Origin of the sequence: Thiothrix sp. (assembly GCF_028714775.1) — a bacterium.
Lineage (GTDB): Bacteria > Pseudomonadota > Gammaproteobacteria > Thiotrichales > Thiotrichaceae > Thiothrix.
This window is the reverse complement of sequence record NZ_JAQTLS010000011.1, coordinates 144317-170093: the sequence shown is the minus strand read 5'-3', so window position 1 is coordinate 170093 and position 25777 is coordinate 144317. Positions and strand designations below refer to the sequence as shown.

The 25777-nt window shown below is 52.5% G+C and carries 31 protein-coding genes; 12 read left to right on the top strand and 19 right to left on the bottom strand.

Features of this window, described 5'->3' with window-relative positions; genetic code table 11:
* Nucleotides 1-101: 101 nt before the first annotated feature.
* Nucleotides 102-446, top strand: coding sequence for a hypothetical protein (locus tag PHE17_RS12420; RefSeq protein ID WP_301016181.1), 345 nt, complete (start codon nucleotides 102-104; stop codon nucleotides 444-446).
* Nucleotides 447-449: 3 nt separating this feature from the next.
* On the opposite strand, the gene PHE17_RS12415 is transcribed toward PHE17_RS12420, so the two are convergent.
* Both PHE17_RS12415 and PHE17_RS12410 read right to left on the bottom strand, forming a co-directional pair.
* The gene (locus tag PHE17_RS12415; protein WP_301016180.1) at nucleotides 450-1625 is read right to left on the bottom strand and encodes a glutathionylspermidine synthase family protein; all 1176 of its coding nucleotides are present in this window, start codon (nucleotides 1623-1625) and stop codon (nucleotides 450-452) included.
* Nucleotides 1626-1631: 6 nt separating this feature from the next.
* Entirely contained in the window at nucleotides 1632-2306 is a 675-nt protein-coding gene (locus PHE17_RS12410; RefSeq protein WP_301016179.1) for a hypothetical protein, read from the bottom strand.
* Nucleotides 2307-2499: 193 nt separating this feature from the next.
* Between PHE17_RS12410 and PHE17_RS12405 the strand changes: the two genes are divergently transcribed.
* From PHE17_RS12405 to PHE17_RS12395, 3 genes are all read left to right on the top strand, one after another.
* Nucleotides 2500-2913, top strand: coding sequence for a helix-hairpin-helix domain-containing protein (locus PHE17_RS12405; RefSeq protein WP_301016178.1), 414 nt, complete (start codon nucleotides 2500-2502; stop codon nucleotides 2911-2913).
* A 66-nt stretch (nucleotides 2914-2979) separates the two neighbouring features.
* Nucleotides 2980-4011 carry a UDP-glucose 4-epimerase GalE gene (galE, locus tag PHE17_RS12400; RefSeq protein WP_301016177.1) on the top strand — a complete coding sequence of 344 codons (1032 nt, stop codon included), beginning with the start codon at nucleotides 2980-2982 and terminating at the stop codon, nucleotides 4009-4011.
* A gap of 123 nt (nucleotides 4012-4134) precedes the next feature.
* Entirely contained in the window at nucleotides 4135-4824 is a 690-nt protein-coding gene (locus PHE17_RS12395) for a polysaccharide biosynthesis/export family protein (RefSeq protein ID WP_301016176.1), read from the top strand.
* A 53-nt stretch (nucleotides 4825-4877) separates the two neighbouring features.
* Here PHE17_RS12395 and PHE17_RS12390 read toward each other — a convergent pair whose 3' ends face one another.
* Genes PHE17_RS12390 through PHE17_RS12380 form a run of 3 tightly spaced genes read right to left on the bottom strand, consistent with a single transcriptional unit; the run spans nucleotide 4878 to nucleotide 8197 of the window.
* Nucleotides 4878-5372 carry a DUF3465 domain-containing protein gene (locus PHE17_RS12390; RefSeq protein ID WP_301016175.1) on the bottom strand — a complete coding sequence of 165 codons (495 nt, stop codon included), beginning with the start codon at nucleotides 5370-5372 and terminating at the stop codon, nucleotides 4878-4880.
* A 19-nt stretch (nucleotides 5373-5391) separates the two neighbouring features.
* Nucleotides 5392-6786: a DUF697 domain-containing protein gene (locus PHE17_RS12385; protein ID WP_301016174.1), complete on the bottom strand. Its 1395-nt coding sequence runs from the start codon at nucleotides 6784-6786 to the stop codon at nucleotides 5392-5394.
* Nucleotides 6710-8197, bottom strand: coding sequence for a GTPase (locus tag PHE17_RS12380; protein WP_301016173.1), 1488 nt, complete (start codon nucleotides 8195-8197; stop codon nucleotides 6710-6712). The genes PHE17_RS12385 and PHE17_RS12380 overlap by 77 nt, the downstream gene beginning before the upstream one ends.
* A gap of 111 nt (nucleotides 8198-8308) precedes the next feature.
* On the opposite strand from PHE17_RS12380, the gene potB reads away from it, so the two are divergent.
* The gene (potB, locus tag PHE17_RS12375; RefSeq protein ID WP_301016172.1) at nucleotides 8309-9181 is read left to right on the top strand and encodes a spermidine/putrescine ABC transporter permease PotB; all 873 of its coding nucleotides are present in this window, start codon (nucleotides 8309-8311) and stop codon (nucleotides 9179-9181) included.
* On the opposite strand, the gene dcd is transcribed toward potB, so the two are convergent.
* The 4 genes from dcd to apbC all read right to left on the bottom strand — a co-directional run bounded on the left by dcd (nucleotide 9178) and on the right by apbC (nucleotide 13593).
* Nucleotides 9178-9744 carry a dCTP deaminase gene (gene dcd, locus PHE17_RS12370; protein ID WP_301016171.1) on the bottom strand — a complete coding sequence of 189 codons (567 nt, stop codon included), beginning with the start codon at nucleotides 9742-9744 and terminating at the stop codon, nucleotides 9178-9180. The two genes, potB and dcd, sit on opposite strands and share 4 nt — an antisense overlap.
* On the bottom strand, nucleotides 9741-10184 hold the full coding sequence (locus tag PHE17_RS12365; protein WP_301016170.1) for an LEA type 2 family protein: 444 nt from the start codon (nucleotides 10182-10184) through the stop codon (nucleotides 9741-9743). The genes dcd and PHE17_RS12365 overlap by 4 nt, the downstream gene beginning before the upstream one ends.
* Nucleotides 10185-10298: 114 nt before the next feature.
* Complete coding sequence (locus PHE17_RS12360; protein ID WP_301016169.1) at nucleotides 10299-12335, bottom strand: tetratricopeptide repeat protein; 2037 nt, start codon at nucleotides 12333-12335, stop codon at nucleotides 10299-10301.
* Between the two features lie 169 nt (nucleotides 12336-12504).
* Complete coding sequence (gene apbC, locus PHE17_RS12355) at nucleotides 12505-13593, bottom strand: iron-sulfur cluster carrier protein ApbC (protein WP_301016168.1); 1089 nt, start codon at nucleotides 13591-13593, stop codon at nucleotides 12505-12507.
* Nucleotides 13594-13932: 339 nt separating this feature from the next.
* Between apbC and PHE17_RS12350 the strand changes: the two genes are divergently transcribed.
* Nucleotides 13933-14604, top strand: coding sequence for a hypothetical protein (locus tag PHE17_RS12350; protein WP_301016167.1), 672 nt, complete (start codon nucleotides 13933-13935; stop codon nucleotides 14602-14604).
* Nucleotides 14605-14610: 6 nt separating this feature from the next.
* On the opposite strand, the gene PHE17_RS12345 is transcribed toward PHE17_RS12350, so the two are convergent.
* Nucleotides 14611-14862 (bottom strand): hypothetical protein, encoded by a 252-nt coding sequence (locus tag PHE17_RS12345; RefSeq protein WP_301016166.1) that lies wholly within the window; start codon nucleotides 14860-14862, stop codon nucleotides 14611-14613.
* A gap of 361 nt (nucleotides 14863-15223) precedes the next feature.
* Between PHE17_RS12345 and PHE17_RS12340 the strand changes: the two genes are divergently transcribed.
* From PHE17_RS12340 to PHE17_RS12320, 5 genes are all read left to right on the top strand, one after another.
* A complete protein-coding gene (locus tag PHE17_RS12340; RefSeq protein ID WP_301016165.1) occupies nucleotides 15224-16102 on the top strand; it encodes an N-acetylmuramidase family protein in 879 nt (292 codons plus the stop codon).
* A gap of 15 nt (nucleotides 16103-16117) precedes the next feature.
* Nucleotides 16118-16546, top strand: a complete 429-nt coding sequence (locus tag PHE17_RS12335; protein WP_301016164.1) for a hypothetical protein — start codon at nucleotides 16118-16120, stop codon at nucleotides 16544-16546.
* A 67-nt stretch (nucleotides 16547-16613) separates the two neighbouring features.
* Complete coding sequence (locus PHE17_RS12330; protein WP_301016163.1) at nucleotides 16614-16949, top strand: thermonuclease family protein; 336 nt, start codon at nucleotides 16614-16616, stop codon at nucleotides 16947-16949.
* A 31-nt stretch (nucleotides 16950-16980) separates the two neighbouring features.
* Nucleotides 16981-17709: a Sir2 family NAD+-dependent deacetylase gene (gene cobB / locus PHE17_RS12325; RefSeq protein WP_301016162.1), complete on the top strand. Its 729-nt coding sequence runs from the start codon at nucleotides 16981-16983 to the stop codon at nucleotides 17707-17709.
* A gap of 3 nt (nucleotides 17710-17712) precedes the next feature.
* Nucleotides 17713-18594, top strand: a complete 882-nt coding sequence (locus PHE17_RS12320) for an NAD(P)-dependent oxidoreductase (protein WP_301016161.1) — start codon at nucleotides 17713-17715, stop codon at nucleotides 18592-18594.
* Here PHE17_RS12320 and PHE17_RS12315 read toward each other — a convergent pair.
* The 7 genes from PHE17_RS12315 to PHE17_RS12285 form a co-directional block, all read right to left on the bottom strand.
* Nucleotides 18591-19085: a Gmad2 immunoglobulin-like domain-containing protein gene (locus PHE17_RS12315; protein WP_301016160.1), complete on the bottom strand. Its 495-nt coding sequence runs from the start codon at nucleotides 19083-19085 to the stop codon at nucleotides 18591-18593. The two genes, PHE17_RS12320 and PHE17_RS12315, sit on opposite strands and share 4 nt — an antisense overlap.
* A 114-nt stretch (nucleotides 19086-19199) precedes the next feature.
* The gene (locus PHE17_RS12310; protein ID WP_301016159.1) at nucleotides 19200-20543 is read right to left on the bottom strand and encodes a DEAD/DEAH box helicase; all 1344 of its coding nucleotides are present in this window, start codon (nucleotides 20541-20543) and stop codon (nucleotides 19200-19202) included.
* Between the two features lie 7 nt (nucleotides 20544-20550).
* Nucleotides 20551-21036 (bottom strand): CYTH domain-containing protein, encoded by a 486-nt coding sequence (locus PHE17_RS12305; protein ID WP_301016158.1) that lies wholly within the window; start codon nucleotides 21034-21036, stop codon nucleotides 20551-20553.
* Nucleotides 21036-22004: a beta-ketoacyl-ACP synthase III gene (locus PHE17_RS12300; RefSeq protein WP_301016157.1), complete on the bottom strand. Its 969-nt coding sequence runs from the start codon at nucleotides 22002-22004 to the stop codon at nucleotides 21036-21038. Before PHE17_RS12300 ends, PHE17_RS12305 begins: the two co-directional genes overlap by 1 nt.
* A complete protein-coding gene (gene plsX, locus PHE17_RS12295) occupies nucleotides 22001-23029 on the bottom strand; it encodes a phosphate acyltransferase PlsX (RefSeq protein WP_301016156.1) in 1029 nt (342 codons plus the stop codon). Before plsX ends, PHE17_RS12300 begins: the two co-directional genes overlap by 4 nt.
* Before the next feature lie 88 nt (nucleotides 23030-23117).
* Nucleotides 23118-23312, bottom strand: coding sequence for a 50S ribosomal protein L32 (rpmF, locus tag PHE17_RS12290; RefSeq protein ID WP_301016155.1), 195 nt, complete (start codon nucleotides 23310-23312; stop codon nucleotides 23118-23120).
* 7 nt (nucleotides 23313-23319) lie between these two features.
* The gene (locus PHE17_RS12285) at nucleotides 23320-23865 is read right to left on the bottom strand and encodes a YceD family protein (protein ID WP_301016154.1); all 546 of its coding nucleotides are present in this window, start codon (nucleotides 23863-23865) and stop codon (nucleotides 23320-23322) included.
* Nucleotides 23866-23991: 126 nt separating this feature from the next.
* On the opposite strand from PHE17_RS12285, the gene PHE17_RS12280 reads away from it, so the two are divergent.
* On the top strand, nucleotides 23992-24579 hold the full coding sequence (locus PHE17_RS12280) for a Maf family nucleotide pyrophosphatase (RefSeq protein ID WP_301016153.1): 588 nt from the start codon (nucleotides 23992-23994) through the stop codon (nucleotides 24577-24579).
* Nucleotides 24580-24585: 6 nt separating this feature from the next.
* On the opposite strand, the gene PHE17_RS12275 is transcribed toward PHE17_RS12280, so the two are convergent.
* Entirely contained in the window at nucleotides 24586-24900 is a 315-nt protein-coding gene (locus PHE17_RS12275; RefSeq protein ID WP_301016152.1) for a hypothetical protein, read from the bottom strand.
* Nucleotides 24901-25019: 119 nt separating this feature from the next.
* Complete coding sequence (locus PHE17_RS12270; RefSeq protein WP_301016151.1) at nucleotides 25020-25682, bottom strand: c-type cytochrome; 663 nt, start codon at nucleotides 25680-25682, stop codon at nucleotides 25020-25022.
* Between the last annotated feature and the right edge of the window lie 95 nt (nucleotides 25683-25777).

Below are 25777 nucleotides of genomic sequence, written 5' to 3'. Positions count from 1 at the left end.
AGCCTCATTTATTTTTGCTATGAATACAGCAGGCACGTACTTGAGGGCTTGCTGAAACTCCCTCAAATACGTTTTTCCTCTACTTGTCTAGGTTTGCTGTTATGACCAAAGTAGATGTGCAGGCGTATGCTGCATGGCAACGTTCGTTATTCTGGGTGGCGTGGCTGGCGATGCTGGTTCCGCTCTATTTCATTGGGCACGGTTTTGCCCTCGCTGGTTCAATGGTGTTCAACGGCTATGGTGAGATGGTCGATTTCGTACTGATCCTAATCATGGGCACGGCTCTATTGGTCGTACTGCTGATCGGTATTTACACCCTGACGCGCTATTGGCATCAGGGCTATTCATTCAAGCGCTTATTGTTGTGGCTGACGCTCGGCATTGTGGGGATTCCGCTCGCCGCCTTATTGGGTAGCCTTTACGCTTATTTGAACCTGATCGTGTAGGTGCTACACAACCCGATGGGCGACGAACTTGCTGAGGTTATCCAGTATTTCACCACCCCGACGGAAACCTAAGCCGCAGCCTTCCCATGCAAAGAAAACGCCTGCTTGGTAGCTGCGCTCTTGCGCATCTTTCGGGTAGGTGGCGAACTCTTGGTAAATGGTACGGTAACGGTCGTATTCACCGGGCTGTTCTTTCAGGATGCTGCCTGCCGCATCGTAAATAATAGTGTTTGCACCCTCACGCCCGAACATCTTTTTCGCCACTTGTTTCTTGCCGCGCAAAGGTTCTGTGCGGGTTTCCAGCAAATAGGGTGAGTTCGGGAACAAGTCGTACAGCACTTTCATAATGCCCTTGCTTTGGAACAGCAAGGTATAGGCCGGGTTCAAAATCACCGTATCCGTATTGCGCGTAATATCATTCAGGATGCCGTTAATGCCATCGGTTTGCAGGGCAATGTCTTCCCACGGATACAACTTGAACCAGTAATCGAAACGGGTTTGGCTAGGGTTGAAAATACCCTCCTCTTCCAAAAAACCCACTTCGTCCATGTAGCAAAAATCGGTCTGGAAGCCTGCATCGCTCGCCATTTGCTGGAGGAAACGCACGGTGCGCTCATCTTCCGGCTGGTTGCGGATACTGGAGAACAGGATGTTCTGGAAATTGTAATACCGATCAAAGTTTTCCGGCTCGTCCTCGCCCGTCAACAGGCGGCGGAAGTTATTGCGGATGCTGTCGTAAACGGTGTTGAATTGCGCCGCTTCGTCCATGCCATTAGCTTTGAGCAAAGCCCATTGCACCACCGCCGTTTCAAACAGGCTGGTCGGGGTATCGGCATTAAACTCAATCAGCTTAATCGGCAAGCCATCCACCCCGCCCGCGAAGTCGAAACGCCCGTACAGGTGGCGATCGTCGTTATCCCAACTGCGCCGAATCTGGTCAGCCAGATTAAACGGAATATCGAGTTCCAAGAACAGGTCGTGGTCAATGACGTATTGCGCGGCCTCCACGTACATGTCATAGAGTTCGTTGGCGGCGGTGTAATAGGCTTCTGTCTCGGCTTCCGTGACCTGCACGATTTCGTCAGCGACGTAAGGCTGCCCATCCGGGTCAGTGTGCCAAGTCATGCCCACTTCTTCCATCAAAGCGGGGCTGATGGGTTTTACTTTTTGTAAATGCATTATGTATTAACCACCCGCTGAACTGCCGCCAACGGAACTGCCACCAGCCGAACTGCTGGATGAGCCATTGCTAGGATTTCCTGCACTATTACTGCCAAAGAACCCTGACTTGGGCTGGCTCGCGCCTTGGTTCACGCCTCGGGTATCCATACCACCAGCGGGACGGCTGATGCTGGATTGTGCCCGTTGTTGCTGGTATTGCTGATGCTGTTGGTAGTTTGAATTGCCCATCAGTTTATTGGCGATCATGCCACCAACCAAAGCACCCGCAGCGGAAGCCAGAATGGTTTCACCCAAGCTCAAGCCTTGGTTTTCTGCCGCAGGTTGGGCAAGTTTGGATGTGCCATCTTCAACTTTTTTGGCTTCCTCTTCCGCCATTTTTTTCAGTTCGTCTTGCGTCAGGATGCGCTCTTTGCCGTCCATGTCTTTGAGGATGGCGCGGGTTTCGCTGGCAGGGTACTTTTCCTTCAACTCGAACGTGTCAGGGTTCTTACCTGTTTGCTGGATCACCATGAACACACCTTCGCCCTTGGCTGCATCCGCAATCGTCCCAGCGGCTTGATCCTTCGGCGGCGTAGGAGGTTGGTCGCCACCACAACCTTGCAAGCTGGCAACGATGGTCAGGCCGAGACTACCGACCATTGAATAAGATAAGATTTTTTTGATGTAGGGTTTGTGCATGGCTGACTCCTGCAATGAATGTGTGCAGCAAGATAAACCAAGACGCACCGAAAAATCCACTAAACCGTACCATCTCACGGCTTAAAAGTTATCCAGCCGATTATCCAGAAAAATATTCGCAAAAGCAGGGCGATATGGGAAATTGCACACCGACAAATAACCTAAAACATTATTCCAATAAAAGGAACAACCCATGAAGAGAGTCATCTTTACCGCCACACTGCTGGCTTCCCTATTTGCGCCCCCTGCGGCTTTCGCTGAGATGGTTAACATCAACAAAGCAGATGCGGCCACTTTCGACACATTGGACGGCATCGGTGCAAAAAAAGCGGAAGCCATCGTTACCTACCGCACCGAACACGGCGAATTCAAGACGCTGGAAGACCTGAAAGAAGTCAAAGGCATTGGCGATAAGCTGTTCGACAAAATCAAGGCTGACATTTCCCTGACGGAAGGTGCGAGCACGGTTGCAGAAACTTCCAGCAAGGAAAAAGTAGCGGACAAGGCCGAAACAAGCACTGACAGCAAAACAGACAAAGCCGATGCCAAAGCCGCGCCTGCTGACAAAGTATCGGACAAAGGGGCAGCGAAAGCAGACAAATCTTAATTTGTTTTTGCTACCCTTAGGCAAGCGTACTTACCTCAGGTGCGCTTGCCTAATCTGAGAGTCAATATGGAAGCAAACAAAACAATTTTGGTGACGGGTGGCGCAGGCTATATCGGTTCCCATACCTGTGTGGAACTGATCGAAGCGGGTTTCCACGTCATCGTGCTGGATAACCTCTGCAACAGTTCACCAGAATCCACGCGCCGGGTCACTGAAATTACCGGGCAGGACAATATCCCGTTTTACCAAGGCGACATCCGCGATCCCGTCTTGCTGGATAAAATTTTTCAAGCGCATGACATTTACAGTGTCATCCACTTTGCCGGACTCAAAGCCGTCGGCGAATCGGTGGAACAACCGCTGGCCTATTACGACAACAATGTCGCCGGAACCATCACCCTCTTGCAAGCGATGCAACGCCACCGGGTAAAAAACATCGTATTCAGTTCGTCTGCCACCGTATATGGCGACCCGCACACCACGCCGATACAAGAACATTTCCCGCTTTCCGCCACCAACCCTTACGGACGTTCCAAGCTGATGATTGAGGAAATGCTCGGCGATTTGTACAAAGCAGACCCCGCGTGGAAAGTGGCTCTGTTGCGCTATTTCAACCCTGTCGGCGCACATCGCAGCGGCAAGATTGGTGAAGACCCGCAAGGCATCCCTAACAACCTGATGCCCTATATCGCCCGCGTCGCGGTGGGTACGTATGAATACCTGTCCGTCTTTGGCGGCGATTACCCCACCCCTGATGGCACGGGGGTACGTGATTACATCCATGTCGTTGACTTGGCGAAAGGACATGTGAAAGCGCTGCAAGCCTTCCTACGCGGCGATGTGCCCAACTTGCTGACCATCAACCTCGGTACGGGGCAAGGCTATTCGGTGCTGGACATGGCGAAAGCCTTTGCGCTAGCCAGCGGTCGGGAAATTCCCTACCGCATCGTTGCCCGCCGTGCCGGTGATATTGCCTGTTGCTACGCTGACCCCGCATTGGCACAGGAACTCATCCACTGGCAGGCGGAAAAAACGCTGGAAGACATGTGCCGGGATGCATGGTACTGGCAAAGCAATAACCCCCAAGGTTATAGCTGATCAGGAGCGGTTTCCTGTCGTCTGTGTTTTGTTTGCGTTCGGCTGGCAGCTAAGCGCAGCAGGCGCTGGGGCAGCGTAGTATTCCAAACATGAAGCAAAAACAATAAACAGGAAACTAATCCAATGAAAATGACAAGGTTATCGAAAGTCTTGCTGGGTTGTGCGGCAGTAACCACGTTGAGTGCCTGTTCATCCGCCCCCAGCCATTACGATGGTGCGCACATGACCCCGGTTAATGTGCCAATGGACACCACATCGCTGGGTAAAAGCACCAGCGACAGGATTGCACCCCACGATTTACTCGAAATTGATGTATTTAAAGTCCCCGACCTTTCCAAAGACGTGCGGGTAGATAATGACGGCAATATTACCCTGCCCTTGATTGGCTCAGTCCATGCGGAAGGGCTATCTGCCAGCAAACTGGAACAGGTTATTGCCCAACGTTTGGCAAAAGATTACATGAATAACCCGCAGGTTAATGTCTTTGTCAAAGAGTCCACCCACAACAAAGTCACCGTTGCAGGTTCTGTCCAGCAATCCGGCGTATTCCCCGTAACGGGCGAAGTCACCTTGCTACAAGCAATTTCGATGGCGGGCGGCGTAGATAAACTCGCTGATCACGGCAATGTGTACCTGTTCCGCAAAAACGGCAATGTTGTGCAACGTTACCGGGTCAATTTGGATGCCATCAGCCGAGGCTTAGCGCCTGACCCAACTTTGATGCCGGATGACCGCGTGGTGGTGCTGGACTCTCACGGCAAAGTGATGATGGATAACCTGCGTGGCTTGATTGCCCCTATTTCAGTCTTTTAAACCAGTTTCAGCCTGACACGGGCAACTGTTTGGGCGGCTTTTGGTCGCCCATTTTATTCGTAGCGCTTGCCCGCCACTTCAATCCAACCGCTTTTACGCCCTTGCGGGTCATGGTGTGTCCAATGTAAGACACCACCCTTGTCGTTCCACACATATTCCGCATTGAGCGTGATGGTTTCGCCCTGCTGGACCGGCACTCGCGGGGCAAGCTCAATATTGTGGGCAACCAGCAAGGTAATATCCGGCGCAATTTCCACCAAGAAACGTTGGTGCGGGCTGCCTTCGCGGTCATCTTTCAACAGCTTGACCACAGTTCCCTGCACGATTGCCCGGAATTTCGCGTCCGGGTTATTGCGGGAATTGCGGATTTTCTCAACAACTTGTTGGTAATCAGCGCTGGATGGCTTGCTGCCTTGGGTTTGCGTTGAAACCGTCGTGGGTGGGCGGGTGCTAGCTTGGGTATTATTCGGCTGCTGGAAATGCTGGTAAAGCGCCAGCAGGCCAGCGCCTACCAACACGACAACAGTCTTGGTCACATTTTTTTGCATGGGTGTTGAGTTCCTGTGTTCAGCCTTTGACAGTATTGCGCAGGTAAGTGACGATTTCTTCGCGGGCTTCAGCAAGCACGGAATCGCGGTCAAGTGTATCCAAAATCTGTTGCACGGTCAGTTTCGGGCCTGCATCGCCCCACGATTTGCCGTTTGCCAACCATTGTTCGGCGACGCGCCCCACTACCAATGTGCTATACCACGCCACTGCACCTTGGGTTGCCCCTGTAATGAGGGTGGAAAGTCCGCCCGTACCCAATTTAAGTGCGGAAGAAATCAGATGCACCGCCCATACCGTCCCCATCAGCAGCAACATTTGCGCAAGGATAGTACGCACCAAATCCCCTGCTTCACCGCGTGAAATCGGCAAACCGTACAAACGCGACAGGTGGATGATCATGCCTGCATCAATCACCGCAGCGGCAATCAAATCCGCCACTGGAATCGGGTTCAGTGCCACTGCAATGCCTTTACCGAGACAGTATAAGCGGATGGTTTTTTCACCCAATTCACGTTTGATGGCAAGGATACGCTGTCCTACTTCGTTACTGAGATTACCCGCGAATAGGGAGGCGTTGAGCGCGGCAAGGGTTTTGCCTTCCGCTTCGACAATATCCCACAGGCGCGATTTCAGTGCCGTGACATTGAGCGGACGCTCGCGGATGCCTTCGCGTTCCTGACCCTTTTCATCAACGAAAACCACCGTTTGGCGGCTGGCTTGTGCGGTGGTAAACACGATATTTTCCGGGGCAATAATTCCTTGGGTGCGGGTGCGTAAGATGCTGCGTAGTTGGCGCTGTTCGTCTTCGGTGTAGCGGTCGGCTTTGTTCACCACCAATAACAAGGGGCGGTGGGACGCTGCCACGGTTTTCAGTGCTTGGAATTCCACATCGGTCAAATCACTGTCGATCACGAACAGCAACAGGTCGGTGCGGCTGGCGACCTCGTGCGCCATCTTTTCGCGGGCTTCGCCGTCGATTTCATTGATGCCGGGGGTGTCGATGAGGAAGATGCCGCCGTCGGCGTATTCTTCCCACTGCTGCATGTTGACGCTGCGGGTTTCGCCGTGCAACACGCTGACACTGAACGCGGTTTTGCCCAGTAAGGCATTGAGCAAGGACGATTTGCCCACGCTGACGCGCCCGAATACCGCGACGTGCAAATGCCCGTGTTCCAGCTTGTCGAGCATACTGCGCACTTGGGCGTAATCGTCGCTCAGGCTGGTGCGGATGGAATCGGGAATCCGTGCATCTTCCAGCAATTGGCGCAGACTTTCGGTCGCAAGCTGTAAATGGGTTTCGCCAGTGGTGGGGGGAACGGGTTGCGCCTCCGCCAGATCATCCGTCTTGCTTGCCCCGATATTGTTCAATAACCAATCTGGCAAATGTTTTTGTACGTTCTTCCAGATTTCCACTGAGCATCTCCTGAAAAGCCGTTGCTGCCGTGGCTGCTTTCAGCACACCGCGTTGTTCGAGGGTATTTGCGACGGAGTGTCCGAGCGCGTCAAAAATCAGCCCGTAGGCAACCGCGTGAACCAGCCCGCCCGCGACCGTGCCGATACCGGGGAAGGCTTTCAAACCATTGCCCGCCACCGCCAACAACAGCGGCACACTTTTTTTGAGGCGGTCTTGGCTGAAATTGAGAAATTGATCAATATCGAGTTGGCTGACCGGGCTATCGTACAACTTGCAGAGTTCTTGCACCATGCGCGTGCCGATCACACCTTGGATCACGAGGTCAGTGCCGGGGCTGACGGAAGCCAGCGCCCCCAGTATCGCCTTGCGGGTGTAATTGCGCACGAGGTTATTAGCCTGTTCGATGCGGAAAGTAGCGCGGGTAACATCAAGTTTTTCCTGCACCAGATTCAACACACTGGTATCGCGTTGCTGCGACAGCCATTCTAGGCGCTGGTCGATTTCAGTTTGCAAATACTTGGCGAGCGCGGAAACGTCGGCCTTGCGCGGACGTTGCACCACTTCTTCACGTCCGTCCGGGTAGATGCGGGTGATTTCTTCCATCCCACCGGCTTGGATGAACACCACTTCTGCGGGCTTTGTTTTGAAACGCCCACGGATGCGCTCTGCCAGTTGTTGCTGTTCGGTGCGGCTGTATTGGTCGCTTTTGTTGATAGCAACCAGCATCGGTTTGCCGAAAGCAGCAAGTTCCTGAATGTCCTGATACTGGCTGCGGCTCAAGTCGGAGTCGGTCACGTAGACCACAATCTGCGCACGGATCGCTTCATCACGGGCAGCAGCATCCAACCCACCTTCCGCCTCATTACGCCCCGGCAAGTCGGTCAGCAGCAGGCTGTCACCCGCCACTGTCAGCCACGTGTATTCGCGGATGTCACGGGTAGAACCACCGCGCAAGCTGATTTCAACCCCCGCTTCCGGCAATAAGGCTTTGATAATGGAAGATTTGCCCGTGCTGACATCACCAAAAAACGCAATGTGGACTTGCCCAGCCGCCTTGCGCTCATTTAAGCGCTTGAGTTCCGCAGCTAACGGGGTGGTATCCATCCCGGCTGCTTCGATTTGGTTGATTTCTTGGGTAAGCTCGGCTTCTGTAATCGGTTCGAGGCGTTTGGCTTGCACAGGTTTAGAGCGCCCGCCCATCACCAGTTTGTAAATAACCCAAGCACTGAACAGCATGACCGCGCCAACCAGCCCGGTATAGAGGTAAAACAACCATACGGGCACTTGTTGCAGGCGATCCCACAAGTCGAGGAAATTTTTGGTGGCGAAAAATAGGAACAACAGGAATAACAAGGTCATCATCAAAATGACGCCTGCCAATAGCCAACGTAGTCGGGAGGTGATTTTCATGGGGTTACGGGTTCTTCCAAATCCTTTTCAATCCTGACGCACATTATCCATTGAATGTACCTGTGGGGGAAATATAATGGCAGCAACTCCCACCCCACAGGGCGAAAAATCTTGATAAAGCCTCACCTCTCCTTCCGTAGCAGCATTATTTTCCTCACCTTATTCTGGTTGGGGCTGTTTGTGCTGGTTCCGCATGTGCTGGTGTTGCTGACCAGTATTATGTCGCCCGACCCGCAACATCTGGCGGTGTGGCCTTTGACGCTGGATGCTTACGCCCGTGTGTTTGAGCCGCTGTATGCCGAAGTGTTCTGGCATAGTTTGTGGCTTTCAACGGTAACGACTGCAATCTGCCTGCTGTTGGGGTATCCGTTCGCGTGGATCGTGGCGAAATTACCCAAACTGTGGCGCGGGGTATTGCTCTTCCTGATGATCGTGCCGTTCTGGACGAATAGCCTGATCCGTACCTATGCACTCAAGCTGATGTTGGGCAATAAGGGGCTGGTGAATACGGTGCTGGTCGGCTTAGGTTTGAGCGATGAACCTGTGGAATTGCTCTACACCCCATTCGCGGTGATTTTCGGCTTGGTGTACGTGCTGCTGCCGTTCATGGTATTGCCGCTAGTATCGAGTTTCGACAAGCTCGACAAACACCTGATTGAGGCTGCGCATGATCTGGGCGCGGGATTTTGGCAACGCTTCCGCCATATTATCTTGCCGTTGACAATGCCGGGAATCATTGCTGGTTGCCTGATCGTGTTCCTGCCCGCGATGGGGATGTTTTACGTCGCGGACTTGCTCGGCGGTGCGAAAAACTTGCTGGTGGGCAATATCATCCGCAACCAATTTCTGGTGGTGCGGGATTGGCCTTTCGGCGCGGCTTTCAGCATCACCCTGATTGCGATCATGGCGATGCTGATGTGGCTGTATTTCCTTGCCAACCGACGTATCAATCGGCAAGGCGGCTTGGATGATGACGGGATTTAAGCCTTCGGCAGGGTAACGCCCAATTGCCCTTGGTACTTGCCGCCCCGGTCTTTGTAGGAAGTGCCACACACTTCATCCGACTCGAAGAACAGCATTTGCGCCACCCCTTCGTTGGCGTAAATTTTCGCAGGCAAAGTAGTGGTATTGGAAAATTCCAGCGTAACGTGGCCTTCCCATTCGGGTTCTAAGGGCGTTACGTTCACAATGATGCCGCAACGTGCATACGTCGATTTCCCTAAACACACCGTCAGCACACTGCGCGGAATACGGAAATATTCCACCGTGCGTGCTAGCGCGAACGAGTTCGGCGGGATAATACAGACATCACCTTTAAAATCGACGAAGCTCTTTTCATCAAAGGCTTTCGGGTCAACGATCGTGCTGTTGATGTTGGTGAAAATCTTGAATTCGTTGGCGCAACGCACGTCATAGCCGTAGCTGGATGTGCCGTAAGAGACGATCTTTTCGCCATTCGCGGTACGTACTTGCCCCGGCTCGAACGGTTCAATCATGCCCATTTGTGCTGCCATGCGGCGTATCCAATGGTCGGATTTAATGCTCATCGTTTCACCCCTACTCCGCCCTGACGCTGGAACGGCACTTTAATTAATGGCAGGCGCACTGCCCCACTTAAGTTGTATTGCACACTGCGGGCGCGGATCGCTTCCGGTGCTAGCTGCAACAGTTCAGCGAAATTCAATTTGACCGGAACAGTGACTGGCACTTCCTGATGCGCCCCAATAGTGACGCTTTGCGCTTGGTCGCCGCTAGCAACTTGCCGACCATTCAGCGTCAGGCCGTATTCAATGCCTTGTAACGGAATCGGGAAACCATTGGGGTTAGCGACATTCAACGTAACCAGTGCTGTGCCTTGGGTCAGGGAAATGTCCTGCAAACTGATATTCTGCACGGAAACTTTGGGTTGCTCGATAACACCGGGGACACTGCTACAGGCTTGCAGCAGCAAGAGCGTGGACAATAGGGGGAAAACTCGTTTCAGCATGGCTTTTTCTTTGTGTTAAGGGCGATAGCGAATACTAAAACAAAACGGCGGTGGTAAGAAGACCCTCACCCCCCAGCCCCCTCTCCCGCTAAGCGGTAGAGGGGGAGCAAGATACTACTTTTTCAACTCATTTTTCAGATCATCAATTTTCCATTGTTCTGAAGGAATGAGGCGATTTTCATCCTTCAGTCTTTGCAAAACTTTCAACGCTTCGCTTAATAATTCTTTGCGCTTATCCGGCTGAACTTGCGCCAACTTGTAGTAATTTACCACCAAGTCGTTTTGCCAGTCTGCCCGCTTCGGGTCGAATTCCACCAGCCTGTTTCTGATCACCAGCGAATCCTGATACGACTTCAGCGCGACAGGCGTGTCGCCGTTCGCCTTGTACAGGTCGCCGACAATGATGTAGCTCACCGACAGGTCGCGCTGCCATTCTGCCTGCTTCGGGTCGAGTTCCACCAGCTTCTGGGCTATCGACAGCGAATCCTGATACGCCTTCAGCGCGGCGGGCGTGTCGCTGCTCCCTACGTACAGGTCACCGACCTTGATGTAGCTCACTGACAAGTCGCGTTGCCATTCTGCCTGCTTCGGGTCAAGTTCCACCAGCTTCTGGATAATATCATGTCGTTTCTTATAGTTTTCCAACGCGGCGTTTGTGTCACCGCTTGCCAGATACATATTTCCTACCCGTTCATAACTAATTCCAAGATCGTATTGCCATTCCGCCTGCTTCGGGTCGAGTTCCACCAGCTTCTGGGCTATCGACAGCGATTCCTGATACGCCTTCAGTGCGGCTGACGTGTCGCCGTTCGCCTTGTACAGGTCGCCTACCTTGTTGTAGCTCACCAACAGGTCACGCTGCCATTGAGCCTGCTTCGGGTCGAGTTCCACCAGCTTCTTTCGGATCGTCAGCGAATCCTGATACGATTTCAGCGCAGCGGGCGTGTCACCGTGCGCCTTGTACAGGTCGCCCAGCTTCTCATAGCTCACCGATAAGTCGCGCTGCCATTCCGCCTGCTTGGGGTCAAGTACCACCAACTTCTTTCGGATCGTCAGCGAATCCTGATACGCCTTCAGCGCAGTGGGCGTATCGCCGTTCGCCTTGTACACATCGCCCATCCTATCATAGCTCACCGACAGGTCGCGCTGCCATTGAGCCTGCTTTGGGGCGAGTTCCACCAGTTTCTTTCGGATCATCAGCGAATCCTGATACGACCTCAGCGCAGCAGGCATGTCGCCATTCGCCCTGTATAAGTCGCCTATCTTGTTGTAGCTCACCGACAGGTCGCGCTGGCAGGCGGTATTATCGGGTTCTGCTTTGGCGGCTTTTTTTAGTGCTTCATGGGCCTGGAGAAATTTTTCCTGTGCAGTTTTTCCATCGCCGTTGGCTTTCAGGATGTCCGCTTCCCCGACTGTTGCGATAGCAAGCTCACGCTCCTGCTGTTGGGTTTTAGCGGCTTGTTGCATCCCGCGCCATGCGTCGAGGGCTTGGGTGGTGTCGCCGAGCTGTTGGGCGATTTTGGCAAATCTCCACCACGCTGTGACGTTATCCGGTTGGAGTTGGGTGACTTCGTGGTAGCGGGCGAGGGCTTTGTCGTGGTCAAGGCGCAGTTCGGCGACTTCAGCAAGGTCAAAGGCGCGTTGCGCAAGACGCTGGCGCGAGAGTTGGTAGTCTTTGTCGTAGGCTTGTTGCAGCAGGGTTTCGGCTTGGTCGAGGTTGCCTAAGTCGAGTTCGCGGCGAGCTTGTTGGGCGAGTTCGTCGGTTTTGGCGTATTCGCCTAAGCGTTGTTCCAAGTCGGCGTATTTGCGTTTGAGTTCTTCGAGTTCGGCGGCACGGTCAGATTCTGGCACACCTTTGGCAATCAGGTTTTGCAGCAGACGCTCTTCCGCTTCTTTAGAAAGCTGGACACGGACATCCCCATGATAAATGGCATTGTTAGAACTGTTCTGGAAATTGGTGATATTGGCATGATCGCCAGCAACAAAGCTGGTGGCTGCGGCATCTGCTTTTTTACCCCTGAACCAACCTGACAGCGGCCCCGTCGCAGCAAATAACGCACCGACACCACCAAGGATTGCTGAAATCACCGCAACCTTTTCGGGTGTACCTAAAGTGTCGTACCAAGTTAACCAATCCTGCAAAAAATCCATAACACTCCACGGAAACGGGTAGGGTTGCCCGAAAGTGTAGCAAGACACCAAAGGAAGTTATAGCGATTTTCAAGAGGTTATTCGCAAGAAAAGCGGCAATTGCCGCTTTTCTCTTGCTCCCCATCTACCGCTTCGCGGGAGAGGGGGCTGGAGGGGTGAGGGTCTTTGTTTAGACGTTCATGATCTTAATCGTCGGGAACTTGGTGCTGTAATCTTTGGCTTTCTGAGCCAATCGCGCACTCGCCCGGCGGGAGATGTCCTTGTAGATTTGCGCCACTTTGCCATCCGGGTCAGCCACCACGGTGGGGTTGCCGTTATCCACTTGCTCACGGATTTTGATGTCCAGTGGCAGGCCACCGAGGTAGTTCACGCCGTACTGTTCCGCCATGCGCTGACCGCCACCTTCGCCAAAGATATGCTCAACCGTGCCGCAATTGCTGCAAATGTGCATACTCATGTTTTCCACGATGCCCAAGATCGGCACTTCGACCTTCTCGAACATTTTCAGACCCTTACGCGCATCCAGCAAGGCGATGTCTTGCGGGGTGGTAACGATGATCGCGCCGGAAACCGGAATTTTCTGGGAAAGTGTCAATTGGATGTCGCCAGTGCCGGGTGGCAGGTCGATCACTAGGTAATCCAAATCGCCCCAGTTGGTGTCGCCCAGTAACTGTTCCAAGGCTTGTGTAACCATTGGGCCGCGCCAGATCATCGGGGTATCTTCTTCGATCAGGAAACCAATCGACATGGCTTTGATGCCGTGGTTTTGCATCGGCTCCAAGCTCTTGCCATCGCTGGATTCAGGTTGCCCCTTGATACCCAACATGCGCGGTTGGCTAGGGCCGTAAATGTCCGCATCCAACATGCCAACGCTTGCGCCGTCAGCTTTCAGTGCCAGCGCCAAGTTCACAGCAGTCGTGGATTTGCCGACGCCGCCTTTACCGGAAGCGACTGCAATAATGTTTTTGATGCCGTCTTTGCGCTTGACGCTCTTTTGTACTGCGTGGGCTGCCACTTGCGTGGTCACGCTGACATCCGCATCCGCCACGCCCGCTGCTGCCAACGCCGCTTTGATTTCTGCTGCCAATTCATCGCGGTAGCTGCCCGCTGGATAACCTTGCACGACGCGCACCACTACTTTGCCGCCGTCCACACTGATGTCCTTAACTTGGTGCAGGGATACGATGTCCTGTTCCAAATAACGGTCGTTAATCCCTTTCAGTAGCGCTTCAACTTGTTCGCGTGTCATATCTGCCATTCCAGTTTCCTCAATGCTTGAAAATCTGGGGGCGATTCTACACCATCTGTTGGCAGACCCGAAATAAGCACCCATTCAGGAATGGTAATTACCAAGCAGGATACTCAGGAATAGGTAGGCCGTTTGCTGACCGCACACCCGCAACTGATGCTCAAAAGTTGTTAATTATGCTCAAAAAGTATGTTAGCATCGGGTGATAATTTTCATCTATTAGAATTATGATGTCCCGGTTGGTCTGGGGGCTGTCAGGAAATTCAGCGATACCTTCTGTGGGGGTATATTACAAGGATTCCAGTAATCTCAGTAACTGTGACATGCTGTAGCAGGCGCGAGGGGATTATGCGGACAGCAACAAATACATCGGCGGGTTTCATCAGGAAACCCCATCTATTGGGTGCGCTCAGTTTCATGGTCGCGCTGTCTACGGGGGTTATTTTAGGGGTTGGCGCTTATGCATTCTTTGCCTCGTCACTACCCGGTTTTATACCCGCACCGGAAACTGCCTTGACTGACGCGATATTGGAAGAAAAAAGCCTCCAATATTACGTTGGGCAAGTCGATAGCATGATTGATTTCATGACAATGGTATTGGGCGTACTTTTAGCTGCACTAATTATCATACTGCTGGTGTTGGTTATGCAAATGCGGGGTTGGAATGATGACCGCAAACGCCTGATGGTATGGCGTGAAACTGGATTTGTGTGTGAGCGGCTAGAACTCCTGCCCGCTAATCGGCTACGCATTAATAACCTAGAAATACAACTCAACCGCACCCAAATGGACAGTTTTAGGAAATTGGTGAGTAAGCGCCAAGAAGGTTCTCCCTTACACGCCTTAGATATTGGGGATCACGGTGTACAAGCCATTAAACGGCTTCGGGAAGAATTGGGCGCTAAATTCTTGGAGCAGGCTTTCATCAAGGCACGCAAGGGTGAAGGTTATTGGCTGGAAGTCGAACCCGACAGGATTAAAGGGCTACCCCACCCCGAAGATGAAGTAGCCGTTGGATAAACGCACTTAGCGGATTTTGTATGAGATAACTTTCCAGTTATTTTGCTGCACTTTATCTAACGCATTTTTTTCACAGGCTTTTGCATCCGCACCTGTACCTTGGGCAGTACCCGACTTGAATTCTGGCCTTTCTGTCACACCATACCAACGCGGGTCTTTGTTGACACGCTTCGCTTTGTAATCCACCTCACAAGATACCGCCAAGGCATTCCCCGCCAATACAAGCAGGCAGGCTGCGACGTAACAATACGGCTTCATATTTTATACCCCTATTTTTCTCTATCAATAGCCCCAATTTTCGGGAATTTTCTAAATAATGAAAAGACATACCCCGACAAGCTGCAATATTATTTGGTAACACCTCAATGTGATCAGATGACAAGTCATTTTTATCCCGTAACACATTGATTCACTTAACCCTTACTGAATTGTCATCGGGTTCTGACAAGCATCTGATCGGATAATACGCAAAAGTGATCAGATAAAGATTGCGCAAATCCACGCCGGAGTGGATAAATAAAAGCCAGATCAAGCGGTTAACATTTAATCATTGATGGCACAGCAGATAACCACTTGGATCAAATGTCGGTAACACATTTCAGAATAAGGGGATAACATCATGTTCGCGATAATCAAAAAACAGAGCCAAAACAGCCAAGCGGTTAGCCAAGCTCAAGCTATGCTGTTGACTTGCGGTTACACCATCAACGTTGATGGCAACTTCAATGACGTAATGGAAGACGTTGTTAAAACCTTCCAACTCCAAAATAGGCTGGTATCAGATGGGATTATTGGGGAAAAAACATGGCAGTTACTGGTACAGAAATCGGTAACAGATTACCTGCCTGTCGTGACCAGCCGTTTCCTGAGTGAGGATGATCTGGTTAAGGTCGCTACCCGGCTGAATATTGAAGTGGCAACCATCAAAGCGGTTAATTCAGTGGAATCACGCGGCAGCGGCTTCCTTAATGATTTTCCTGTTATCTTGTTTGAGCGCCATGTTTTCTGGAAGCGCCTGCAAACTTACGGGTTTGACCCTGCCGCTTTGGCAGTGGGCAATGAAGACATTTTGAATGTCCAATGGGGCGGCTATAAAGGCGGCGTGGCAGAAGTACGGCGTTTGGAACGGGCTAAAGCCATCCATCCTGAAGCGGCAATGGAATCCGCATCGTGGGGGGCATTCCAAATCATGGGCTACCATTGGAAAAAACTGGGCTACAGCAGCATTGCCGACTTTGTTGAGCGGATGATGAAATGCGAAGCCGAGCATTTGGAAGCATTCGCCCGTTTCATTGTTGAAACCAACTGTGTCAAAGCCTTGCGCCCCCCTAAAGGCGCAGCCAATGGTCTGGAATTGGATAATTTCGCACAGTTTGCACGCGCCTATAATGGCCCTGACTACGAGCGTAATAATTACCACGTCAAGATGTACAAAGCGTACCTCAAATACCGTAAAGATACGCAAGATACACCCGTGCAATTCAGCCAAGCCGCATAAAGGGGGGAACATAATATGGAAGAGATCATTGGCCTGATGGTTGCACTGAGTGTGGCAGCCGAACGTTTGGTAGAAATTACCAAAGGGGTGGTTCCGTTTCTGGCAATCGCACGGGAAGAACCACGGCAAGAAAAACTGCGTAAATCAGCCTTGCAAGTATTGGCACTTGCCAGCGGTATCGTTGTCACATTTCTGGCTGAGCCAATGTTGGCAACCACGCTACCTGCAACGTGGCACAGCACCACAGGCTTGGTGGTGATTGGCTTGATGGCAAGTGGCGGTTCCGGCTTCTGGAATGTCATCCTGTCCTACCTGTTACAAGTCAAGGACATCAAACGGCAAACGCTGCAACAGCTTCAAATGGCAAATACGAGACCGGAATTGCCAAGCGCTGAAATTGCGACACTGCGCCCCGTCAAATCGGTGCAGGACATTGCCGCCTGATGAATATTAACGTATGTTGGCTCTGCCATCACGACAGGGCCAACTTTCCAATAGCGAGGGTAACAACATGTACGAATATACTGCGATAGTACGCGAAGTGTACGACGGCGATACCGTAACAGTGGATGTTGATTTGGGGCTATGCACATGGTTACACGGACAAAAATTGCGCCTGTACGGCATCAATGCCCCAGAAATGCGCGGCGAGCAACGGGCAACCGGGACTGTGACCCGCGACTGGTTACGGGGACAAATATTGGGAAAAACCGTTACCATTAAAACCTACAAAGACCAAACCGAAAAATACGGCAGGTGGTTGGCGGATATATGGGCGGAAGGACAAAGGGTCAGCGTGAATGAGCAAATGGTTAATAATGGTTTGGCAGTCAGTTACTTGCCTTAACAGGTGATAGGTTCATAGAACAAGGAGTTAAGTGATAAACACCACCAACATCGTCATCCTCACTGGCGCGGGCATTTCCGCCGAATCCGGCATCCAAACCTTCCGCGCCAGTGATGGCTTGTGGCACAACCACCGCATCGAAGAGGTTGCCACACCGGAAGGTTTTGCCAAAAACCCCGCGCTGGTGCATGAATTTTACAATGCCCGCCGTCAGCAATTGCACGACCCCAGCGTACAGCCGAATGCCGCGCACCTTGCCCTTGCCCAACTGGAACGCGAATTCCCCGGCAATGTCTTGCTCGTCACCCAAAACGTCGATGACCTGCACGAACGCGCTGGCAGCCAAAACCTCATCCACATGCACGGTGAATTGAACAAAATCCGCTGCCTGCACTGCGGCACAGGCGACCATTGCACCGACAACATCAGTACCGAAACAGTTTGCAAAAGCTGCGGAAAAACGGGCGGAATGCGCCCCCACATCGTCTGGTTCCACGAAATACCGCTACAAATGGACACCATCAAACAAGCCTTGGCAGATTGTGATTTATTCATTTCCATCGGCACATCGGGTAATGTTTACCCCGCCGCAGGCTTCGTGGAATTTGCTCACCAACGCGGCGCAAAGACAGTGGAATTGAACCTCGACCCCAGTAACAACAGCGAAATGTTTGACAAATCCATCAACGGCTTAGCGAGCCAGCTTGTCCCCGCGTTTGTGGCAATGCTGTTAAACGCCCCTACCCTCTTCAAGGAATAACCCATGCATCACCCCACCATCGGCTGGATCGGCCCCGGCATCATGGGCAAACCCATGTGCAAGAATTTGATGAACGCAGGTTTCCCGCTCGCGGTCTATGCCCGCCGCCCCGAATCCGCGCAGGAATTGCTGGACGCAGGCGCAGCCTTCTACCCCACCCCGGCAGAACTCGCGGCAAACGTGGACATCGTGATATCAATGGTTTCCGATACGCCGGACGTGGAAGCAGTCCTGCTCGGCAAAGATAGCGTCATTGAAGGTGGCAAGCTGGGCTTGCTGGTCATCGACATGAGTACCATTTCCCCCGTCAAGACCCGTGAAATCGCGGCGAAACTGGCAGAAAAAGGCATCCGTTTCCTCGACGCGCCCGTTTCCGGCGGGGATGTCGGCGCAATCGCAGGCACATTGACCATCATGGTTGGCGGCAGCGCGGAAGACCTCGCTTACGCCTACGCTGCCCTTGCCGCAATGGGCAAAACCATCACCCACATCGGCGACCACGGCGCAGGCCAATTGACCAAAGCCTGCAACCAACTGATCGCCGCGCAAAGCATCATCGCCATCACCGAAGCGTTTGAAATAGCCAAAGCCGCAGGCGTAGACCCGGCGAAAGTCCGCGCTGCCTTGCTCGGCGGCTTCGCCTATTCCCGCGTGTTGGAGTTGCACGGGCAACGCATTCTGGATGGAAACTTCCAACCCGGCTTCAAAGCGCACCTACACAACAAAGACATGCACATCGTCACGGACACTATCGCCGCTTTCGGCCTGAACTTACCGGGAACGCAACACGCCGCTAACTACATGCAAGCGTTAGTGGATGCAGGTAACGGTGAATTGGACTCTTCCGCGCTCGCAACCGTGGTGCAGCAAAACGCGACCCGTTAAAAATTACGCGGAATGCGCAACATCTGACCAATGCGGAGGGTGTTCGGATTGGTCACAGTATTCTGGTTGGCATGTTGGATGACCGTCCACTTGGCAGTGTCGCCCTCAAAATAGTGCCGCGCAATGCTGGACAGTGTTTCACCTGCGACGACCTTGTGTTCCCAATAACCTTCGTAACCCGCCAAGATCATTGGCCCGAACAGCACCGGGACGGTAACAGAAGGTGCTGCCACACCGTCACCTTCGCCACCTTCATCCGTGACCGTGACAAACAAGCGGTTGAGCTTAAAAGCATGGTTGGCGGGGATCGTGATGCTGGCCTGAAACTGACGGATAGACGTTGAACCAGCCATCGCCAGCGCCGTGTATTCGTCATGGCCTTCACTCACGCGGATGTTCAATTGCCCCTCGAAACCGACCGCATTGCCGCTGATTAGGATGGTGTTACCGACCAAATCAAAGGCTTGGGGTTGCTGGATTTGAATGTTCATGATGTACTCTCCTGAGGTTTGTAACGGGGTTTTTCCATTCCCTACCCTCCGAGTGTAGCCGCTTGAAAGCAATAGGCCACCTGAAACCGTATCTTCGCCAGCAATCCCTTAGCTTTATGCCACCGCTTGCGGTTTATTTGGACGACGGCGGCGCGGCTTGCTGGCAGCACTGCCTTCCGCCCTTTTCACAGGTGGCAAACCCGCCCCTTGGCGATTTGAGGTTTTCTGCGACTTAGTGGGGCGGTTAGCCGGACGGTGTTGCGGACGGCGCGGGCGCTCGGCTTCCGCATCCGCTTTCACTTCTTCCTCAGTACGTGGGCGCACGGGGGCAAGGCTGAAAACTGGCAGCGCTTCACGCGGCAATTTTTGCTTAATCAGCTTTTCGATGCCTTGCAGAAATTTGTATTCTTCCGGCTCGACCAGTGAAATTGCTTCACCCGTCGCACCCGCACGCCCGGTACGCCCAATGCGGTGGACGTAATCTTCCGAGATATTTGGCAACTCAAAATTCACCACATGCGGCAGTTGCTCAATGTCCAAACCCCGCGCCGCAATATCAGTCGCTACCAATACGCGGATGTTGTTTTGCTTGAAATCTGCCAGTGCTTTGGTACGTGCCCCTTGGCTCTTATTGCCGTGGATCGCCGCCGCCGTTACGCCATCACGTTCCAGCTTTTCTGCCAAACGGTTCGCGCCGTGCTTGGTACGGGTGAAAACCAACACCTGTTCCCACTGGTTGCTGCGCACCAAATGGCTCAACAGTGCGGTCTTTTGGGTTTTATCCACCATATACACCGATTGCGTCACTGACGGGGCAGCCGCATTACGCGGGCTAACCGAAATTTGCAGCGGGTTATGCAGCAGACCTTTAGTCAGCGCCACGATGTCATCGGAGAAGGTCGCCGAAAACAGCAGGTTTTGGCGGCGTTTCGGCAGCAAATCCAAAATCCTGCGGATGTCACGGATGAAACCCATGTCCAACATGCGGTCGGCTTCGTCCAGCACCAGCATTTCCACTTGGGTAAATTTCACTGCGTTTTGGTTGTATAAATCCAGCAAACGCCCCGGTGTTGCCACCAGCACATCCACCCCACGGCGCAGCGCCATCATTTGCGGGTTAATGCTCACGCCGCCGAATACCACGGCAGAAGACAATGGTAGGTGCGCACCGTAATCACGCACGCTTTCGCCCACTTGCGCAGCCAGTTCGCGGGTTGGGGTCAGCACCAATGCGCGGATGTGGTTGGCACTGGCACGATGACCGCTCGACAAGCGGTGCAGCAGCGGCAGGGTGAAACCGGCGGTTTTACCCGTACCTGTTTGCGCTGCCGCCATAATGTCACGCCCGGAAAGCACTGCTGGGATAGCTTGCGCTTGAATCGGGGTAGGAATTTCATAGCCTTGTTCGCTGATGGCACGCAACAGCGGCTCGGACAAGCCGAGTTCAGAAAATATCATGTAAGAATTAGCCTCGTTCCTCAGCCGACCATCGGCTGTAGGGATATTGCGTAAGACAGACGTTGTAATAGCGTTCCAGATGGGAAACGTCGTTGCCAGCCCACGTGGGCATGTCAATCACGTCGTCGGGGGTATCGAGTTCGACTTCCGCGACCACTAGGCCCGCGTTGTCACCGTGGAATTCATCTATTTCCCACAGTTTTCCGCCAAACTCGACAAAATGGCGGGTTTTCTCAATCAGCGGGCGTTCGCACAACTGATCGAGTAATTCCATTGCTTCATGCAGCGGAATTTCATATTCGTATTCGGGACGTTGCACACCAATGGTCATGCCTTTGATGTTCAACGTCGCACATTCATCAGCAATCCTTACCCGCACCGAAGCGCGTTTATTATTGCTCAAATAACCTTGACGGAAAGTTTCCGAGCGGCTGACCAAAGCCCGCCACCCGTCAGATACCAGCAGGAATTTACGTTCGATTTCGGTCGCCATCAGAACCTTACTAAGGCCGAACCCCACGTAAAGCCGCCCCCGAAGGCTTCCAGCAGAACCACTTCGCCGCGCTTGATGCGCCCGTCACGCACTGCCGTATCCAATGCCAAGGGGATGGAAGCTGCCGAGGTATTGCCGTGTTTGTCCACAGTCACGACCACGCGCTCCATTGGCATGTCCAATTTTTTCGCGGTGGCTTGGATGATGCGGATATTCGCTTGGTGCGGAACCAACCAGTCCACATCCGCTTTGCTCATGTTATTTGCTTCGAGTGTTTCGTCAACAATACGCCCTAAGGTATTGACTGCTACACGAAAAACTTCGTTACCACGCATCTGGAGCAACGCGCCTTCGTTACGCAGCATCTCGAAATTACGTGAAATACCGGCATTAACACTCAACAAATGTTCGTAAGCACCGTCCGCGTGGATATGGGTGGAAAGCACGCCTTGCTCTTCGCTGGCTTCCAGCACCACCGCGCCCGCGCCATCACCGAACAGGATGCATGTTCCCCGATCTGTCCAGTCCAAAATCTTGGACATGGCTTCCGTACCCACCACCAGCGCACATTTGCTCGTGCCAGTGCGGACAAACTTCTCTGCCACACTCAGGGCAAACACGAAACCGGAACAGGCCGCTTGCACGTCAAACGCTGCACCACCGTTGCGGATACCCAAGTTGTTTTGCAGCAAACAAGCGGTGCTGGGGAAAACCAAATCGGGGGTGGACGTACCCACTATGATCAAATCCACGTCTTCGGGATTTTTCCCTGCCATTTCCAAGGCACGGCGGGCAGCGTGTTCCGCCATATCGGAAGCACTCTCCATTTCCACCACGTGGCGTTCACGAATCCCGGTACGCTCAAAAATCCACTCATCAGTGGTATCGACCATTTTTTCAAGGTCTTTATTGGTCAGCACTTTTTCCGGCAGGTAACTGCCAGTTCCGGTAATTCGTGAATAGATCATGCTTTCTGCCTCTGTGCGAGCAAATGTTCGAGTTGTTTACGGATACGCTGTGGGACTTGCTTGATGATTTCGGTGCGGGCAATGCCAATCGCGTTGGCATACGCCAAACTGTCCGCGCCGCCGTGGCTTTTCACCACGATACCCTGCAAGCCTAGCAAACTGGCGCCATTATAACGTCTTGGATCAAATTTTAACCTGAATGATTTCAGCACTGGCATGGAAATGAGTGCCGCCAAGCGCGTAAACAGGTTGGCGGTATACTCTTTCTTAAGCTGAGCGGAAACCATTTTCGCCAAACCTTCACTGGTCTTGAGTGCCACGTTGCCGACGAAGCCATCGCACACCACTACATCGACATCACCGTGGTAAATGTCATCACCTTCCACATAACCGATGTAATTCAAGGGGCTACCTTGCAGGAGTGCATTGGCTGCTTTGACTTGCTCATTACCCTTGATGGCTTCTTGCCCAATGTTAAGCAAGCCGACTCTAGGGTTAGGGTTGTCGTCAATCGCTTTGACCAATTCGGAACCCATTAGGGCAAATTGGTAAAGGTGTTCAGCTTCGGAGTCGACATTCGCCCCCAAATCCAGCATGTGGGTATGCCCTTTCACCGCTGGAAGGATAGTGCAGATAGCGGGACGGTCAATACCGGGAAGCGTTTTCAGCACAAAACGTGCAGTAGCCATGAGTGCACCTGTGTTTCCGGCACTGACAGCGGCATCCGCTTCACCTGCCTTGACCAGATTGATCGCCACACGCATGGAGGAATCTTTTTTGTTTTTCAGCGCTATTGCTGGGGATTCGTCCATTTGCACCACTTGTGACGCATGATGAATCTTCAGCTTTTCACTAGGAGCTGCCTTGTGTTGCTCAAGTGCTGCTTTGATCAGCGCCTCATCACCGACCAAAACCAGTGCAATATCAGTGTGTTGTTTCAGTGCTTCCAGTGCAGCCGGAACTACTACTGACAAACCATGATCTCCCCCCATCGCATCCAACGCGATGCGATACTCTCCACTCATACTAACCCCTTGTGCTGCTAAAAAAATCGCGGGTCAAGCCCGCGATTTTATATGATTTTGTCATGAAAGCGTGAAACAAGTAGTTAACTTATTCGTCATCCACTTCTGGCGCATTCTTAACAACAATCTGGCGACCACGGTAGAAACCATCAGCAGTCATGTGATGGCGCAGGTGAGTTTCACCAGACGTTGCATCAACTGACAAAGTAGGGTTCTTCAGTGCGTCATGTGAGCGGCGCATACCGCGTTTTGAACGTGTCATTCGAGCTTGACCGACTGCCATCGTTTCGTTACTCCGTTTTTTTCCAATCTTTTAAAACTGCAAAAGGATTCTTTTTGGCACTCGCCGCAGCATCCGCTTGCTCACTTTCTATTGCAGGTTCGTCCGATGGTAAGGCTTCAATCAACTCACGCATCGGCTGGCACTGCTCGTGCTTCGCCACTAAAGGCAAAGCCAGAAGAATTTCATCTTCAACGAAATCCTGTAAAAACAGCCGTTCATCCTCAACCAGCCAGGCTTCCAGTCCTTCCTGTTCGGGGCGTTCATCCGACTCAAACGTTGTCAGGGCAACCTGTATTGGATTATCAATATGAATCTGGACGGGCTGCATACAACGTTGGCATTCCAACATGATGTTACCGCACACATGGCCTTTAACCATGGGTCGCCCGCCAATACTGCGGGTAAACTCCAGTTCCACCGTAAAATCCCCGCTGCCTGCCAAGGCAATACCTGCCACACGCGACAGTTTCTGCAACGGCAAAACACCAGTCAGGCACTTTCTCTGCTCGACCAGCTTAAAGGGATTAACGTCTACGGGCAACCTGTTCAACATAAGCGCGGGATTATATGAATCCAGCCTATGATGTGTAAAGAAATTTTTGCCCTTTTTGCTTGGGGCTTACATATATCTTGCGTATCATCCACAGTTTTTCTACCAGATAAGCCAAAATCACCGAATATGACGACCCGTAACCTGATCCTCGGCTCAACCTCCCCTTACCGCCGCGAACTGATGCAACGCCTGCACATTGCCTTTAACGCCGCCGCCCCGGACATTGATGAAACCCGGCACGATGGCGAAAGCGCCCGCGACATGGTGCTACGCCTATCGTTGGAAAAAGCCCAAGCCGTCGCTGCCCAACACCCCGATGCACTGATTATCGGCTCTGACCAATGCGCCATACTGCACGATCAAGTCATTGGCAAACCCGGTAGCCACGAAAATGCGGTAAAGCAATTGCAAAACTCATCCGCGCAAACCGTCGCATTCCTCACTGGACTGTGCCTGTATGACAGCCGCGATGGCAGCTACCAACTGGATGTTGTGCCGTTCTCGGTGGATTTCCGTGAACTGACGGATGAGGAAATTGACCGCTACTTGCGCAAAGACCAACCGTACAACTGTGCGGGCAGTTTCCGCTCAGAAAGCTTGGGGATTACGCTGTTCAAACGCATGTACGGCGATGACCCCACCGCATTGATGGGGTTGCCGCTGATCCGCCTGAGTGAAATGCTCAAACAGGCGGGTGTGGATTTGCTGGGGTAAAGCCGCTTAGACGACTTCTTCGGCAATCAGAAACTCAGGGCTGTCAACGAACTGCATGAATTCACCCATGACTTTCTGCACAACTTCGCTACCCATGTCTTCGCCGATAAAACCGGCAATATCCAGCACGTCGAAAAACTCGACATAATCGACTGAGGGGGCAGCATCCCCCATCAGTGGGCGTTCAACGCGATAGTTAGTGAAGCGGGAAACCCGCTGCAAGCTGCGCATACTGGGATAATCGGTAGTGCGCGTCCAGTTTTCATACTGCTCGCGCGTCACGCCTGCTTTCAGCTTATATTTGATGATAATTTGTGCCATAACACTCCACTCCTTGCTTTGTTGGTCATATTTATTCATGGCTTTGCCAGCAATGGAGTGTAGTTTACTTATGGCGCAACGCAAACTCCGTTGATCGCCTGCCCAGCGGCGACTTCACATCATTTACAGTCTTTTTGAGGTGCTACCCAACCTTTCTCCAAGGTACTCAGCATGTATTCCGTCATCAGCTTGAATTCCTGCTCGGAAAGGCTGTTGCTGCCACCGTGCGCATACATATGGCCTTTACCATCAATCACGGTTTTCACCAATGCGTCGATGCCCTTGTCCTTACGTCCTGCCCACGATTCAGGGCTACCCAGCTTAGGCGCACCCAAATCACCGTAGTCATGGCACTTAAAGCAAGCCTGCCCATACAATTTGCGCCCATGCACCAAACGTAGATGGCGCTCTTTATCCGCCGCACTGGCAGCACCGATTTGCTGTTGGGTTTCCGCATCCGTCACGGTACTTGTCAGGTAACTGATCATGCTTTTGAGTTCCCACTCAGACCAGATAGGGCTAATACCTTTGGAATACATGTGGCTGGGGCCGTCAATCACCGACGTGAACAGGGTATCTTCACCCAATGGCAACAGCTTTGCCCAATCCCCTTTTTCACCGGGTCGGGGCGCATGACCGAGCCCCCGGTCGTGGCACATAAAGCAATATGTCCCATACAGGTTCTTGCCTGCTGCCGGATCAATTGGCTTATCCCCTGCCCCCGCCATCCACGGCGCAAAACAAAGGGTGGAAAACAAAACGGAAACAATCATCTTTTTCATGTGGCTACTCCTTAGCAACTGACCGTTACTTAACACGTAACGCTTACTTCCAGTGTAGTGTGTTGCCACAATAAAAAAGTGGTCATTGATATAAC